Below are 15,914 nucleotides of genomic sequence, written 5' to 3' on the forward strand. Positions count from 1 at the left end.
GCTCACTGTTTTTGGATGAGCATCGATTGCAAGATGCCGTCCATCAGCTTGCGGGCGCGTTGGTAATCCTCGGTGTTTTGTTGCCGCGCGGCTTCAATAAAGTTGAAGTTGACGGTGATGTAGTAGCCGCTGTCGCCAATGGGGGTCATCCAGGTTTCCACGCCATCACCCACCGGCGTTGGCATATACGCTCGGTACCAGGTCCAGGCGTTGCCCCAGCGGGTTTCGGTGCGTGGGGGCTCTAAAAAACGATTGGACTTGTAAGCACGATCAGGAGCACTGACCCGTGCAACCATTCTTTGGACATGCGTCTGGATACTTTCGCTGGCCGTGCTACGGATCCCAAAGTTAATGTCGTTGCGCCCCGCAAACTCTGCATCGCACAACGCATTGAACTCCACCCCGGCGACTTGCTTTTTCACCGTGCCATCGGGCTGGGGGGTGCTTCTGTAATACGGGTAGCCGATGAAATAGGCATATTTATCAGCAGGACGAGGAGGTCGTTTACCGTAACCGTCTGACACAATCCCCGGATTACTGGAACCATTGCGAAAAGACATCATCACTACCTGCACATTGTCCGGCGGCGAGCCGGGGTAACAGCGTTTGATATTGATGCCATTGATAAAGGCGTGTTTGACCGTGTATTGGCCTAAAAAATCCACCTTAAAATATTCCAGGCTCAGGTCGCGGTTCTCCCAGGGGCCGGCCAGCATCGGTTTGCCGGTGCGGGAATCGATGACGGGGCCGGGGCCGCTGCATGCCAGCAGTACGCTGCTGGCAAGTATCAGGACACCTAGCTTGATGCGGCTGTGCATGGGGATTACCGCGCTCACTGCTTTTGGATGACCACCGATTGCAAGATGCCGTCCATCAGCTTGCGGGCACGTTGGTAATCCTCGGTGTTCTGTTGCCGCGCGGCTTCAATAAAGTTGAAGTTGACGGTGATGTAATAGCCGCTGTCGCCAATGGGGGTCATCCAGGTTTCCACGCCATCACCCACCGGCGTTGGGATACGTGCCCGGTACCAGGTCCAGGCGTTACCCCAGCGGGTTTCGGTCCGCGGGGCCTCCAAAAAAGCGCGATTGGACGGGCGACCCTGATAGGACTCATTGATCAAATCCGTCACCCTTTGAACCTTTGTCTGGATACTTTCGCTGGCCGTGCTACGGATCCCAAAGTTAATGTCGTTGCGCCCCGCAAACTCTGCATCGCACAACGCATTGAACTCCACCCCGGCGACTTGCTTTTTCACCGTGCCATCGGGCTGGGGGGTGCTTCTGTAATACGGGTAGCCGATGAAATGGGCATACATTGGATATGCCTGAGGAGGCCGTTTACCGTAGCTGTCTGACACAATCGCCGGGACATCTTCGCCATTACTACGCCGATACATCACCACCTGCACATTGTCCGGCGGCGAGCCGGGGTAACAGCGGAAGATATTGATGCCATTGATAAAGGCGTGTTTGACCGTGTATTGGCCTAAAAAATCCACCTTGAAATATTCCAGGCTCAGGTCGCGGTTCTCCCAGGGGCCGGCCAGCATCGGTTTGCCGGTGCGGGAATCGATGACGGGGCCGGGGCCGCTGCATGCCAGCAGTACGCTGCTGGCAAGTATCAGGACACCTAGCTTGATGCGGCGGTGCATGGACATTACCGCGCTCACTGCTTTTGGATGAGCACCGATTGCAAGATGCCGTCCATCAGCTTGCGGGCACGTTGGTAATCCTCGGTGTTCTGTTGCCGCGCGGCTTCAATAAAGTTGAAGTTGACGGTGATGTAGTAGCCGCTGTCGCCGATGGGAGTCATCCAGGTTTCCACGCCATCACCCACCGGCGTTGGCATATACGCTCGGTACCAGGTCCAGGCGTTGCCCCAGCGGGTTTCGGTGCGTGGGGGCTCTAAAAAACGATTGGACTTGTAAGCACGATCAGGAGCACTGACCCGTGCAACCATTCTTTGGACATGCGTCTGGATACTTTCGCTGGCGGCGCTACGGATCCCAAAGTTAATGTCGTTGCGCCCCGCAAACTCTGCATCGCACAACTCACTAAACCTCACCCCGGCGACTTGCTTTTTCACCGTGCCATCGGGCTGGGGGGTGTTTCTGTAATACGGGTAGCCGATGAAATGGGCATATTTTCTAGCAACCATTGGCGGACCATCTCCAATGCTGGCCACGATTCCTGGGACATCTTCTCCATTACTACGCCGCTCCATCACCATCTGGACATTGTCCGGCGGCGAGCTGGGGTAACAGCGGAAGATATTGATGCCATTGATAAAGGCGTGTTTGACCGTGTATTGGCCTAAAAAATCCACCTTGAAGGATTCCAGGCTCAGGTCGCGGTTCTCCCAGGGGCCGGCCAGCATCGGTTTGCCGGTGCGGGAGTCGATACGGGGGCCGGGTCCGCTGCATGCCAGCAGTACGCTGCTGGCAAGTATCAGGACACCTATCTTGATGCGGCTGTGCATGGGGATTACTCCGCGGGGGTGAGCTGTTGGCGCAACTGCTGCAGTTGCTGTTGGCGGGAGGTGCCGGTTGGGGGCGATGCAGGGGTGAAGGGTGTCAGCATGCCTGGGGTGCCATCGAGCTGCTGTTGCCAGTAGGCCGATTGATCCAGGAGGCGTTGCAACTGGGCCAGTTGGGTGGCGACGGGGTCCTCCGGACGCCGCACCGCCTGCCATTGCTGCAGCGCTGCCATGGTCTGATCGTGACGCTTACGGTTCATCTCATCGATATCCAGGCCGGCATAGCTGAACACCCCTTCAGGATTGACGTTGTCCGGATGGCTGCCCAGGGCGGCGGTGCCGCCGCTGCTGTGCACCGAGTAGTTGGTCTCAAAGATCTCCCGCAGGTCCTTCAAACCCGCGGTCCCCGGATAGCCACCAATAATATGGGCGACAAAGTCATTGGGCGGTGACCAGAAGCCGGGTTTATTTTTAGTAACCTGCCCCGCGACCGCCGTCAGACGGCTCTCTTCAGCCGCGGGGTTGTTGACGAAGATCTTTAATTCATCGCTCTTCACCCCAAGTGCTGCGAGCACATTGAGCGCCCCGGTTTCAGTCATGGTGCCACGGCTATGACCCACAAAATTTACCGGGTTGGTGTACTGTTTATCCGCTTCGTTATACATCAACGTCTCCGCCACCTGGGCCTGGAGCCGTGAGGCCGGGCTGACCACGCGCCCATTGCTGACCTCCATCAGCTTCTCCAGGCCGGCCACGATCAGTTCCCCCACAGTATGGGTGGGCTGGGTATGCACCACGTAGGTGGTGTTAACGTAGGTTTCGCCGGTGTCCTGGATATTTCCCTTATTCCTGTCCCACGGCGTCATTTGCAAGCCTAGTTCCGCAGCGCGGCGCAACAAGTTGCTGATGCCGTTGCCGAACACGGTGCTGTTTTTCTTCTCTTCGTCCGCCAGGGCGCGCAGCGCATCCAAGGTCACCGGGATCGCTTGGATATTGGCTACGCCGCCGGTCAGGGCCCAGCGGCTTTGGTCGGTGAGCAGGTCATCGTTGGGGCCGCGGGTGCCGGCGATGAACTCGGCGACTTTGGTCGCGTCCAAGGTGCGGTTGGCGTCGTGGATGGTGTCTGTCAGGTCGTTGACGGCCTGCTCGCGGAGGCGTTTGTCCGACCAGCCCGGATGGGCTTGCCGCAGGGCGGCGGTGCGTTCTTCCACCAATGTGTTGTTGGCTGCATGGTCGTTGGTGCAGGGTTGGCTGACGCAGAACACCTTCTCAAGGGTCGGGCTGAGGATGTTGCTGAGGCCTTGGTCAATCAGGATGCGGCCGCTGTCGGCCAGTAAGGCGCCGGCCTGGCTGCGGTGCTGTACGTCAGCCTGCAAGGTGCCCAGGTCGGTGGCCGCCAGAGGGGTGTGGGCCCCATCCGGGTCACGGCGCAGGGTCGCCAGGGGGGCGGGATCGCCGCCGCGCAGCACGATGTTAGCCGCGCTCACCACCGCTTCGGTAGTGCTGCGGTCGTTGACCTGACGATCAGCGCTGCCCATGTGTTGACCAATCAGGGTTCTGCCGAGGCTGTAGATCGGAAGCTGGCTGTTGCCCTGGGAGAGGCCGCTGACCAGGTCGCTGCTCAGGGTGAAGCCGGAGGCACTCGCACCGGCATTGTGGTGGTTGTCCACGGTGCTGTGGCCCATGCTCTGGGTGGAGAGCTTTTGCAATGCCTGAGGGGCGCTGCTGACGATGGCGCCGCCGTCCAGTTGGGTATGGCCGCCCACGTGGATGGTGTAGCCGCCGGCGCCGGCAAATAGGCCGCTTTGGTCACGCACGCTGGCGTAGTCCTGGGTGGCGTGTTGATTGGCATGGCTGAAGGTGGCGTTGCTGCCAAGCCCGCTCATGACCAAGGTGGCGCCGGCGCTGTTTTGGCGCTGTTGGGAGCTGGCACGCAGGGTGTCCTGGCGGCTTTCGATGTCTAGGTTGCCGCCAATGGTGCCGTTGATGCTATCGGCTAAGACATGGGCGCCACGCAGTTGCGCGTTGCCACCGGCGTTGAGGGTGGCATTGCCACTGACCCGGATGGCGGTGTCCACCTGGGTGACAGACTGCTGACTGGACTGGCCTCTGCCCCGGGCGCCGCCGGCGTTGAGACTGGGGCTGGAGGAGCCCACGTTCCATTGGGCACCCACGCTGCTGCTGCTGTAGCGTTGGCTGGAGGTGTGCTCTTGGGTGCTCTGGGCGCTGTGCAGAATGAGGTCACCAGCCGCATTGAAGGCCAGGCTACCGCTGCTAATCTGGGCACCAACGGCGCTGAGTTGCCCGGTGCCCTCTTGGCGCTCGCCTTTTTCATTGTGGATGCCAAAGGCGGTGACGGAGACTTTGCCGCCGGCGCGTAGTTGGGCACCGCGGGCCGTGGTGGCGGTCATGCTGGTCTGGCTTTGGCTGGTGGTGCTGCCGAAAGAGACGCCGCCGCCGAAGGTGTGGGGTATGCCGCCTTCGCGCAGGGTCTTGATTTCGTCCAGGGCACGATCACCGGCACTGAAGGCGCTGTTGAGGGCGCGTACGCCGTACAGCGTGCTGAGTTGTCCCGTCGGGGCATGGCGGGCGTTTCTAATGTCGGCGGGCACGGCCTGGGCGAAGGTGCCCAGGGCGCTGCTGAAGCCAACGCTAAAGCCGCTGTGTTTGCTGGCCTGCTGCTGTTGAGCGCTGGCGGTGTCGTACACCGGGTCCATGGTGACGTTGACGCCGCTGACGTTGATGTTGCCGGCGGCAATCAGGTCGATGCCAGGGGCCTGGACGGCGCCTTTGCTGGAGTGGATGAGGATGTTGCCATTGAGGGCGGCCACGGTGTTGCCGGTCAAGTAGGTGGCGTGGTGGCTGCCTTGTTGGCTGGCTTTTTGGGAGCCCACGGTGAAGCCGGCGCCAGAACCGAACACGCCGCTGCGGCGCTGGGTGGTGCTGTAGCTGGAGCTGTGGGTGTTTTGGGCGCCGAACATGCCCACGCCGTGGGTGCCTTCAATGTGGGGGTTGCCATCGGCTATAAAGTCGGTGCCAACGCTGTAAACCTTGTCGCCTGTGACGGTGACCTTGGTGCCGCCCAGGACGCTGCCCAGGGCAATGGTGTCTTGGCTGCTGGCGGTGCTGTGGCTACGGCTGGAGCCCCATAGGCCGCTGCGCCGGCTGGTGCGTTCTTCTTGGCCGCTGCGCCGTTCTTGGCCGGCCACCAGGGCCACGGTGCCGTCAGCAGAACTGATGTTCAGCTTGCCTTGGCGGCTGTCCAGGGTCACGGCACGCCCGATGACGCCACCCTCGCCTTTGATGGTGACGTTGCCAGTGCCAGTAATACGGGTGCCTACTTCGCTGTCGCGGGTGCTGTGGATGCTGTTGCCCGGTCCTAGGGTGGCGGTGTTGGTTTCGCCCACGGCCACGGTGGCCATGTTGAGTTTGCCGGCGGCGGTGACGCTGCTGGTGCCGCCCGGGCCGGTGTTGCTGAAAGTGACGCCTTGCAGGGTCATGTCTTTGTCGGAAGTCACGTGCAGGGTGCCGCCGGGGCCGGTGACGCGAAAGGTCGATGGACGGTCGATTTCGGTGCGGCTGAAGTGACGTTGGCCTGAGGTACTGTAGCCGCGTGTGGTGCTGCGGGCTATCAGGCCGCCAGCGGCGGTGACATCCAGTGAACTGCGGGCGCTGAATGTGCCGCCAATGTCGGTGAGGGTGTCTTTGGTATGCACTTTGACGTGGTCGGCGTCCATCTGGCCGCCTTCTTGGTGGATGTTGTCCGCGTCAATCGTGAGGCGGTCGCGCCCGGTGAGGGTGCCGGTGTTGGTGAGGGTGCCCGATAGGTCCATGGTGAGGCGGGCACCGGCCATGAGGGCGCCGTCGGTCTTCAGGTCCCCGCGGCGCGGGCGTAGGTAGACACGGGGCACCAGGGCGGTGGTGCTGGTGCCGTTGGGCAGGGTGACGGGTTGTTCCACCAGCCAGACGATGTCGCTGGTGAGTTGGGCCATTTGGTCAGCGCTCAGGGCGATGCCGGGGCGTAGGCCGTAGTGCTGGGCAACGGTGACGCCGGCGTCCAGCAGGGCGCGGTATTGTTGGTCGTCGTTGGCGTAGCCGTCCAGCAAGCGCCGCCCGGTGAGTTGGGCGATTTGTTCGCGGATCAGGCGTTGTTCGTAAAAGCCGTCGCCAAGGCGTTTGTGCATGCTGGCCAGGGGGTCGTTCAGGGCCTGAAGTTGTCGGTCGGCGGTGGTCCGGTCGCTGCCGCCGCTAAAGTGTGGGTCGGTGACGATGAGGCTGGCGGCGTCGGGATGGACGGTAAACAGGCGGTTGTTGGGCAGGATCAGGGGGCCAGGAACGGTGGTCGCGGTGGCCCAGGACGGGGCAGCCACGCTGATCGGGGCGTTGTCGGTGTGCAGGGTCGGTAGGCGGGCGTCCGCCAGGTCCTGCAGGGTGGTGTCGGGGATGGTCAGCGGGAGCTGGCTCTCCACGGATAAGGCGGGCTCCTCGGCAGACTGGTCCGTGCTCGGAGCCGGGGTGAGCTCGGGCATCAGCGGCATCGGGGGGCTGGTGTGCAGGTCGCCCAGGGGCGGGTGTTCGACGTGGGTGGTGGTATGCAGGGATTGCAGGCGGTTGTTGACATCCACGGCGGCGATGTATTGGTGGCCGCCGCTGGTGATGCGCCCGCCAATTTGGCCGATGGTGTAGCGCTGGGACGGCATGGTCCAGGTCTCGGCGGCGCCGGCGTAGGTGTAGCTGATGTTGTTGAACTGCGTGGTGCGCGACAGTTCAGCAGTGAGGTTGTCGATGAGGCTGGCTTTGCTGTACTCCGGGGCTTTTTCGGGGTCCTTGGGCGGGTGTGGCGGCAGGCCAACGATGGTCTGGTCGCCACCGGCAAGGATGTCGGCGTAGTGGTTGGCCAGGCGGTCGACCTGGACGAACATGGCGCCGCCAGATTGGATCAGCGCCGCGGCGCCGACGCCCGGTTGCAGGATGTCGTCGACGGTGGTCTTGGTGGCGTGGCGGTACTGTTCGTTGGTTTTGACATCCGTGGGGCCGCGGCGCATGTGGGTCAGGGTGTGGTCCGGGTCGGTGTAGTCACGCCAGGTGATCAGCCGGACGCAGTCGGTACGGCAGGTGCCGTAGGCCGGGTCGTAGGTCAGGACTTCGTCTTGGTAGGTGATGTGGACGTCTTGTTGGCGTTCGTTTTTTTGGGGGGTGTCCAGGCCGGCCCAGGCGCTGCCCTGCCGGGCGGCGCTTTGGACTTGGTCGGGGTTGGGTTGTTGGTCTTGGCGGTCGGTGTAGTACAGCACGACGATGCCTTCGCGCTGGCTCAGGTCCAGGCGCTGGCGTTGGCCGCGGGCGGCATACAGGCCGCCGCGGGCATACAGGTAGGCGCTGGTCTGCGGGGTCAGGCGCACCACGGCGCGGTGGATGATGTAGCCGTCCGGGGTGGTATAGGGTTCGTCTTGGAGGATGTCGTTGGGGTTGAGGTAGTAGATCTCGTGGGCGTCGTAGTTGCTGGTGAGAGTGAAGTCCGCGTCATTGTTGCGTTGGTTGTCGCGCCAGGCCGGTTGGGACATGCGTACGGTGGTGCTCACGCCGGGCGCCTGGGTGAGGTGGACGTTGTCGCGGATGTTGTTGAGGGTGGTGGTGGTGATGTCCAAGGCGCCGTCCACGTCAATGGTGGCGCTGCGGTTGTCCAGCAGGGTGGCGCTGCCGGTGGCGTGGCGATCGCTATCCAAGGTGCCGCCAATGGCGGCATCGCCGGCGCTGTAGATCAGGGCGGCGCCGCTGTTACGCACGGTGGCCGCGCCAATGTCCAGGCGTTCGCGGGCGGCAATGGTGGCGGCGTGGGTCTGGCCGGCGGTGGATTCATCGCGGTTGGTGAGGGTCTGGGCCTGGAGGGCGAGGTGGTCGCCGTAGAGGCGCGCGGTGCCAATGTTGTCGAGGGTGGCGGCCTGGAGGTGGGTGGTGGCCGCATCAATCAGGCCGCGGTTGCTCAGGGTCGCAGTGGCGGTCAGTTGGGCCTGGCCGCTGGCGGTGATTTGGCCGGTGGCAGCGTTGTCAATGGTGCGGGCCTGCAGGGTCAGGTCGCCGGTGTGCAGCAGGCCGGCGTTGCTGAAGGTGTCCGCGGCGCTGAGCTGGGCTTGGCCGCTGGCAAGGATCTGGGCGGCGGCAGCGTTATCGATGCGCTGGGCGTGCAGGGTCAGGTCACGGCCCTGAAGCAGGCCGCTGTTGCTCAGGGTCGCGGTGGCGGTGAGTTGGGCTTGGCCGCTGGCAGCCATCTGCCCGGTGGCCACGTTATCGATGCGCTGGGCCTGCAGGGTCAGGTCACGGCCCTGAAGCAGGCCGCTGTTGCTCAGGGTCTCGGTCGCGGTGAGTTGGGCCTGGCCGCTGGCAGCCATCTGCCCGGTGGCCACGTTATCGATGTTCTGGGCGTGCAGGGTCAGGTCACGGCCCTGAAGCAGGCCGCTGTTGGTGAGGGTCTCGGTCGCGGTGAGTTGGGCTTGGCCGCTGGCAGTCATCTGCCCGGTGGCAGCGTTGTCAATGGTGCGGGCCTGCAGGGTCAGGTCGCCGGTGTGCAGCAGGCCAGCGTTGCTGAAGGTGTCCGCGGCGCTGAGCTGGGCTTGGCCGCTGGCAGCCATCTGCCCGGTGGCAGCGTTGTCAATGCGCTGGGCGTGCAGGGTCAGGTCGCCGGTGTGCAGCAGGCCGGCGTTGCTGAAGGTGTCCGCGGCGCTGAGCTGGGCTTGGCCGCTGGCAGCCATCTGCCCGGTGGCCACGTTATCGATGCGCTGGGCGTGCAGGGTCAGGTCCGCCGCCTGGATAAGGCCGCGGTTGTGCAGGGCCCCGGCGGTACGCACGGTGAGCAGGCCGGCGGCGCTGAGGGTGCCGCCGTTGTCCAGACCTTCCTGCAGGGCCAGGGTCAGGGCGGTGCCAGCATGCAGCAGGCCGGCGCCGCTGAAGGCGCTCAGGTGCAGGCTTTGGGCGCCGCCACTCAGCAGGGTGCCGGCTTGGTTGGTCAGTTGGGCGGCACTCAGCTGTAGGGTGCCGCCGGCAGTGAGGCGTCCGGCGGTGTTCTGCAGGGCGCCGCGTAGGGTCAGGGCGATGTCTTGGGCAGCGCTGAGGTGGCCATCGCGGTTATCCAGGGTGGTGCTGTCGATCTGCAGGTGGGTGGCGTGCAGGCCGGTGGCCGGGGCGGCGGTGTCACGGGGGCGGGAGCCAGGGTCCGGGGCCGCAGGGGTCGTTCGGTTGTCCAGGGTGGTGGTGGTGATCGCCAGGGCCCCGGCGGCGCTGATCAGGCCGTCGTGGTTGTCCAGGCGGTTGTCTAGGTGCAGGCGCGCATCCGCGCCGCTGTGCAGGCGTCCGCCGGTGTTGCTCAGGGTGTGGGCGTCGATCTGGAGACCGTTGGCGCCGCCAAGTTGGCCGCCAGCGGTGTTGTCAATGTGGGTGCTGTGCAGCTGGGTGGCGGCTTGGGAGAATACTTGGCCGCCGTGGTTGTTTAGGGTGGCGCTGCGCAGGTCGAGGGCGCCGCCAGCCAGTAGGGCGCCGCCGGCGCTGTTGTCCAGAAGGTGCGGGCCGGTGTCGATGCGCAGGGCAGTGGCCGCTTGCACCAGGCCGGCACGGTTGTCTAGGACGCCGCTGTGCAGGGTCACGGTGCCGCTGGTGCTGCCCAGGCGGCCACCGCGGTTGTCCAAGGGTTGGTTTTGGGTGTACAGGGTCACTTGGGCGCCGCTCAGGGTGCCGGCGCGGTTGGTCAGGCCGGCGCTGCTGAGCCAGAGGGCTTCGCGACTCTGCAGCAGGCCGGCGCTGTTGTCCAGCAGGCCGCTCAGGTGCAGCTGCGCTGCGCCGGCCGCGTCCAGGGTGCCGTGTTGGTTGAACACGGTGGCCGCGCTCAGGCGCAGGTCTTGGCCGCTGGACAGGGTGCCGTTGTCTTGGTTGTTGAGGGTGCCAGTAACGTGCAGGTCCAGCAGACCGGTGGCGGTGTGCAGGACGCCGCCGCGGTTGTCCAGGGTGCTGGCGTGCAGGGTGCCAGGGCCGCTGAGCAGCAGCTGGCCTTGGGTGTTGTCCCAGGTGCCGGTGGTCAGGGTGGCCGGGCCAGTGAGCAATAGATGGCCGCCGCGGTTGTCTAGGGCTTGGGTGGCCTCCAGGCGGCTGGCGCCGGGGCCGGTGCTGTGCAGGGTGCCGCCGCGGTTATCCAGGGTGGCGGTGTGTAGGTCCAGCACGCCGTTGGTGGCGATGCTGCCGCCACGGTTGTCCAGGCGGGTGCGGGCCTCCAGTTGGAGGGCTTGGTCTGACTGGGCGGTAAGTTGGCCGCCGGCGGTGCTGAGGACGCCGGTACGGATGCTCACGTGCTGGGCCCAGGTGGTGCCTTGGCTCAGGTCGGTCTGGGTGCCGGTGATGCTCAGGGCGCCTTGGCTGCTCAGGGTGCCGCCGGGGCCGAAAAGGGTGGCGGCGTCGATCTGCAGGGACCCCTGCCCGCTGTGCTGTACGGTGCCGCCGCTGTTATCCAGGGTGGTGGCGTTGAGGGTGAGGGCGCTGCCGGTGCTGGATAGGGTGCCAGTGGTGTTGTCTAGCAGGCCACCAATGCGCAGGTGGGCCGCCTGGGGGCCGGTGTGGAGGAGTTGGCCGCCACGGTTGTTGAGCTGGTGGGTCTGTAGGTCCAGGGCGCCGCTGGCCTGAAGTTGGCCGGCGTCATTAGTAAGTTGCCCGGTCTGCAGGGTCAGAGCGTTAGCCGCGCTGGCCAGCACGCCGTGTTGGTTGTCCAGTAGGCCATCAATGCGCAGGTGGGCCGCCTGGGGGCCGGTGTGGAGGAATTGGCCGCCACGGTTGCTGAACTGTTGGGTGTTCAGGGCCAGGGCGCCGCTGGCCTGAAGTTGGCCGGCGTCATTAGTAAGTTGCCCGGTCTGCAGGGTCAGAGCGTTAGCCGCGCTGGCCAGCACGCCGTGTTGGTTGTCCAGTAGGCCATCAATGCGCAGGTGGGCCGCCTGGGGGCCGGTGTGGAGGAATTGGCCGCCACGGTTGTTGAACTGTTGGGTGTTCAGGTCCAGGGCGCCGCTGGCTTGGAGTTGCCCAGCGGCGTTGTTGACCACTTGGCTGTGAATGAGGGCCTCTGCTGCAAGGTGCAGGATGCCGTGACGGTTATCCAACCCTTGGCCTTGCAGGGTCAGTTGGTTCAGGGCGGCGTGGCCGTGGCGGTTGTCCAGGCCGCTCAGGGTGGCGTTGATGGCGCCGCCAGCCGTGATGAGGCCGCCGCGGTTGTCAATGTCACTCTCTAGGGTCAGGCGACCGTCGGCCAGCAGGGAGATGGCAGGGGGGGACGCAGGCAGGGGGGAGGTGTCGTTGCCAGGAGGTTCAATGGCAACGGAAGGGGGGGGGGCTGCCAGGAGGCTCAACGGCGACGGGAGGGGCGCTGGGGCCGGTGGGCAGGTCCGTGGAGGGAGGCTGCCCGATAGACGGCCCCTCCACAGCTCCCAGGCGGCCTTGGGCTTGGTTGTCGAACTGCTGGGCTTGGATGGATAGGGGTTGGGCGCCGGTTTGTTCCAGGCGACCGCCGCGGTTGTCCAGGGTGGCGCCGCTCAGGTCCAGTCGAGCGGCGTTGAGGGTGCCGCTGCGGTTGTCAATGTCGGCCTGAGTGTGCAGGTGCAGGGTCTGGGCAGCACTGATCAGGCCGCTGTTGCCAACCCCCTGTGTCGCGTTCAGGTGCGTGTCTGTGGCCGCTTGCAGGCGACCACTGTTGTCTAGGCGGCCATCCACCGTGACCACCAGTTCACCGGACTGGGCCGTCATGGCGCCAGCATGACGGACGCCTAAGCCGTGTTCGGTGCCTATCAGGGTGATCTTGCCGGCGTACATCCCGCCCAGGGCCGATACATCCAGGGCAAAGGCCGGAGGCGCCGCCGCGCCAGGCAGGGAGACAGCCGCGCTACCGTCAGCCGGCACGGAGGCAGCGCCAATGCTCCCCTGCAGTTGCTGGGCCCATAGGCCAGCGTTGAGCTGTATGGAGCGGGTGATCAGGGCGGTGTAGTCAGCCGTGCGGCTGTCCAGGCCAGCGCCGTCCAGGCGAATAGCACCGCCTTGAACGCGGTAGCTCTCTAAGGCGCCGCCAGCATCAAACTCGGGAGCTCCCGTGCTCAGGGTGAAACGGCTGGCGTTGAGCACCCCGCAGCCGCTGCAGGTGATCCCAGAAGGGTTGGCAATGATCACTTGGGCGCGGGCGCCAGCCACTTCCACCATGCCATGCAATTGGCTGGGTTGGGCGCTGTTTACTTCGTTAAGAATCACCCGGGCGGTGCCGGTCGCCAGCCAGGGGTTGCCCGGTACCCAGCCGCCCAGGTGTGTTTGGGTTTGGGTGCGGGCGTTGTTGAGAATCGCGCCAGAGGCGCCCACGTCTAGCTGTTGGTAGGTGTTGCGCGATACTCCCGCCTGGCTGGGGGTTTGAATATTGATCAGGGCAACACCAGGGGACGCTTCCAAAATCGTGGGGCGCTGCGTCCCGGGGGCCTGGGGATCGGCCACCACTTGGGCGCCAGCCAGGCTGCACACCCCAACCCAACCCAGGCTCAACCATAATCCAAAGGACACTGCACGCACTTGCGCGGTCTGTCGGCGCGCTAGCTGCGGTGAGGTGCCCGCGGCGCTACCGCGTGGAACAGCCAGTTCTGAAGCCACTTGCCATAGGCGCAGGGCGCGGTTGTAGATCAGGCGGTACAGGTCCTTGTTCATCCATAGTCCTTGTGATGAGGGAGGATCCCGAACGCCCAGGTCAGGTGAGGGATGCTCCATGAGATAAGGTGATATTTATCACATTTTAATCCGGCCAGCGTAAAAATGTGCTAAGCCGTGCGCGGACATTCCACTCACGCCAACTTCAGAAAAACACTCAGGCTCAGTTCGAAAAGTACAGCACACACTCCACATCCACTCGAAACTACTACGGAAAAAAATGGCCAACACCACATGCCCCCCTGACAACAGCCAACGAGTCACCGAACAAGCCAACCATATAGCGGAATACACATGCTCCACAGAGATACATCCCAATGAGGAGTCATTTGCGCAAATCGGGTAAGGTTTTGGGATGGTGATAGGATTGAATCCTACTGAACCGATTGGAGGCCGGCATGCGAACCACTCAACAAATGAGCATCACTTTGCCAAATGACATGGCCAACGTGGTGAGAACGAAGGTGAAAACAGGAGAATACGCGAACGAAAGCGAGGTCATCCATGACGGCCTGCGCGCGCTTCTTGCACGTGACCTTGCCGTCGAAGCTTGGCTTCACAACCAAGCAGGTGCAGCGTATGACGCGCTGAAAGCCGATCCCGCCCGAGCTATCACCCCTGACCAAGTACGCACACGCCTCGCCGCAGAACATACGAAGGCCCGATGAGCTACAAGGTTGTTTTCTCACCTGAGACCGAAGAGCAGCTTGCCAAGCTATACCGCTACATCGCGGCAGCGGCCTCACCTGACATTGCAGCTCACTACACCGAAGCAATCGTCTCCTACTGTGAAAGTCTTGGCACGTTCCCCCTGCGCGGCACCATGCGCAACGATGTACGACCTGGCTTGCGCATCACGCACTACCGCAAGCGCGTCGTGATCGCCTTCGATGTGGTTGACAATCTGGTTTCCATCATAGGCGTGTTCTACGGCGGCCAGGATTACGAAACAATCCTGCACGATCACGATGACGCGGACGAATGATCCAAATTCTTGACCATTGTTGAATAAACCTCATATTTACCCACCACCGCGTGATAAGCCTCTTCCACATTTTGAAATTCATGATTCATTGGTTAAATGTCCTTGAAATTTTTTCCCCGTTAATCTCTCTGCTTTAACCACAAACTTATTCGGCCTCACGCCCCCATTGACTGGATAATACACATCAATGTTGACATTGACGGACTTACCGTCCTGCAAGGCTTGACGAAACATATTTTCCATTTCCTTCCAATCGCTTCGATTCAAAATCTTTGCTTGCGGCACGAGATTGATCTTATCACCGGCTCCGCCGAGGCTGGATGCAATCAAATGTCCGCCTTCATCGCCCGGTAGACCACTGTGACATCCAGTGAACCGCGGGCGCTGAATGTGCCGCCAATGTCGGTGAGGGTGTCTTTGGTATGCACTTTGACGTGGTCGGCGTCCATCTGGCCGCCTTCTTGGTGGATGTTGTCCGCGTCAATCGTGAGGCGGTCGCGCCCGGTGAGGGTGCCGGTGTTGCTGAGGGTGCCCGATAGGTCCATGGTGAGGCGGGCACCGGCCATGAGGGCGCCGTCGGTCTTCAGGTCCCCGCGGCGCGGGCGTAGGTAGACACGGGGTACCAGGGCGGTGGTGCTGGTGCCGTTGGGCAGGGTGTCTAGGGCCTGTTGGGTTTGGGTGGCTTCTTGAGCGCGGTTGTTAATAAAGGTGCCGACTTCGCGCTGCAGGCCGCTGCCGACGTTTTATGACTTCCCGCTTTATATTCGGATGAGGTTGGTTTTAGATTTAAACCAAAAATAACCCATTGATGATTTAGGCAATGCTACCCAAACACACCCTACTTTATTCAATAGCCTTTAAATAAAACACCACGATTTATATTAGCAATCATACCCGCACCGGCACCCCCCCTTTAGGGACGCGGCACCCGTGGATTAACACCACTCACCTCAAGAGGCAGTGCAATTACTGAGGCATCATCAAAAACACCAATCGTAATCATCCTCACCATGTTCTCCTACGCCTTTTAATACCCAGACGGCGACGAATGGACACTCCTCAAACACCAACCAAGTTCCTTTCTCTAGTGCTTCATCCGAAGCAGGAAAACAGCTTCTAAACATCTCCACCAACACCTCGGTGGAACCCTCCATGATAAGTCCGTCCTTTCTATTACCAAGCTTGAAACGACCCTCATCAAGGAATTTCCCGATGATAAACAGAAAATCGTTTTTTCTTTCTTCAAATGAATCCTGAGCTATCTGCTGAGGCCCAATTCCATGCGCCCTCCCTACATACCCCCAAAGAAAATGCAAAGGCTCCCCTGCCCTGTCAGGGTCACAAATAGAATCTATCTGCTCTTGGGTTAACATCCAATCACCTCTCACCTAAATTTAAGTTCAACTGTTTCTTTTGTAATGTCTCGCAAAGAAGGATTATTTTCTATATCAATCGTCCACCTCGCTCCGGTTTCTTTTTGTGAAGAAGAAACAGACCTCAAACGCACACTGGTTCCATCACTGAGTTTAGCCAGATAAATACCTGGGCTGACCTGCTTTAAAGGCACATCTCCGGCTAATTTTTGCGCATAGTTTTTAATATCTTGATCAGTTAAGGCCTCTGATTTAAACACCTTCACATGACCCGCTTTATTACTTCCCCCTTGCACTTTGGGATCATACGGGATGGCTTTGACATTGACATTGCTTCGATTCAACAGCGATGCTTGCAGCAACATCGCATGCAAGCA

11 protein-coding genes are annotated in these 15,914 nt (G+C 62.1%); 2 read left to right on the forward strand and 9 right to left on the reverse strand.

Annotated features, from left to right (window positions below; genetic code table 11):
• Positions 1–2 precede the first annotated feature (2 nt).
• From PLS229_RS07035 to PLS229_RS07055, 5 genes are read right to left on the reverse strand one after another with little or no spacing between them, the layout of a single operon-like run.
• Positions 3–818 (reverse strand): DUF769 domain-containing protein, encoded by an 816-nt coding sequence (locus tag PLS229_RS07035; RefSeq protein ID WP_038273128.1) that lies wholly within the window; start codon positions 816–818, stop codon positions 3–5.
• Positions 819–832: 14 nt separating this feature from the next.
• On the reverse strand, positions 833–1,657 hold the full coding sequence (locus PLS229_RS07040; RefSeq protein ID WP_038273131.1) for a DUF769 domain-containing protein: 825 nt from the start codon (positions 1,655–1,657) through the stop codon (positions 833–835).
• An 8-nt stretch (positions 1,658–1,665) separates the two neighbouring features.
• A complete protein-coding gene (locus PLS229_RS07045) occupies positions 1,666–2,484 on the reverse strand; it encodes a DUF769 domain-containing protein (RefSeq protein ID WP_425511086.1) in 819 nt (272 codons plus the stop codon).
• Positions 2,484–11,849, reverse strand: coding sequence for a hemagglutinin repeat-containing protein (locus tag PLS229_RS07050; RefSeq protein WP_230428220.1), 9,366 nt, complete (start codon positions 11,847–11,849; stop codon positions 2,484–2,486). The genes PLS229_RS07045 and PLS229_RS07050 overlap by 1 nt, the downstream gene beginning before the upstream one ends.
• Positions 11,809–13,179 carry a two-partner secretion domain-containing protein gene (locus tag PLS229_RS07055; protein ID WP_114867153.1) on the reverse strand — a complete coding sequence of 457 codons (1,371 nt, stop codon included), beginning with the start codon at positions 13,177–13,179 and terminating at the stop codon, positions 11,809–11,811. The genes PLS229_RS07050 and PLS229_RS07055 overlap by 41 nt, the downstream gene beginning before the upstream one ends.
• A gap of 398 nt (positions 13,180–13,577) precedes the next feature.
• On the opposite strand from PLS229_RS07055, the gene PLS229_RS12605 reads away from it, so the two are divergent.
• Both PLS229_RS12605 and PLS229_RS07065 read left to right on the forward strand, forming a co-directional pair.
• Positions 13,578–13,847 (forward strand): ribbon-helix-helix domain-containing protein, encoded by a 270-nt coding sequence (locus PLS229_RS12605; protein ID WP_038273253.1) that lies wholly within the window; start codon positions 13,578–13,580, stop codon positions 13,845–13,847.
• The gene (locus PLS229_RS07065; protein WP_038273255.1) at positions 13,844–14,164 is read left to right on the forward strand and encodes a type II toxin-antitoxin system RelE/ParE family toxin; all 321 of its coding nucleotides are present in this window, start codon (positions 13,844–13,846) and stop codon (positions 14,162–14,164) included. Before PLS229_RS12605 ends, PLS229_RS07065 begins: the two co-directional genes overlap by 4 nt.
• A 78-nt stretch (positions 14,165–14,242) precedes the next feature.
• Here the strand turns inward: PLS229_RS07065 and PLS229_RS07070 are convergent, their stop codons facing one another.
• The 4 genes from PLS229_RS07070 to PLS229_RS07085 form a co-directional block, all read right to left on the reverse strand.
• Complete coding sequence (locus PLS229_RS07070) at positions 14,243–14,494, reverse strand: DNA/RNA non-specific endonuclease (RefSeq protein ID WP_051482408.1); 252 nt, start codon at positions 14,492–14,494, stop codon at positions 14,243–14,245.
• Positions 14,491–14,730: a hypothetical protein gene (locus PLS229_RS07075; RefSeq protein WP_114867147.1), complete on the reverse strand. Its 240-nt coding sequence runs from the start codon at positions 14,728–14,730 to the stop codon at positions 14,491–14,493. Before PLS229_RS07075 ends, PLS229_RS07070 begins: the two co-directional genes overlap by 4 nt.
• Positions 14,731–15,144: 414 nt before the next feature.
• Positions 15,145–15,537, reverse strand: a complete 393-nt coding sequence (locus PLS229_RS07080; protein WP_038273145.1) for a DUF596 domain-containing protein — start codon at positions 15,535–15,537, stop codon at positions 15,145–15,147.
• 11 nt (positions 15,538–15,548) lie between these two features.
• Complete coding sequence (locus PLS229_RS07085; protein ID WP_114867148.1) at positions 15,549–15,902, reverse strand: DUF769 domain-containing protein; 354 nt, start codon at positions 15,900–15,902, stop codon at positions 15,549–15,551.
• Positions 15,903–15,914: the final 12 nt, after the last annotated feature.

Source organism: Xylella taiwanensis (assembly GCF_013177435.1).
In the GTDB taxonomy this organism is placed as follows: Bacteria; Pseudomonadota; Gammaproteobacteria; order Xanthomonadales; family Xanthomonadaceae; genus Xylella; species Xylella taiwanensis.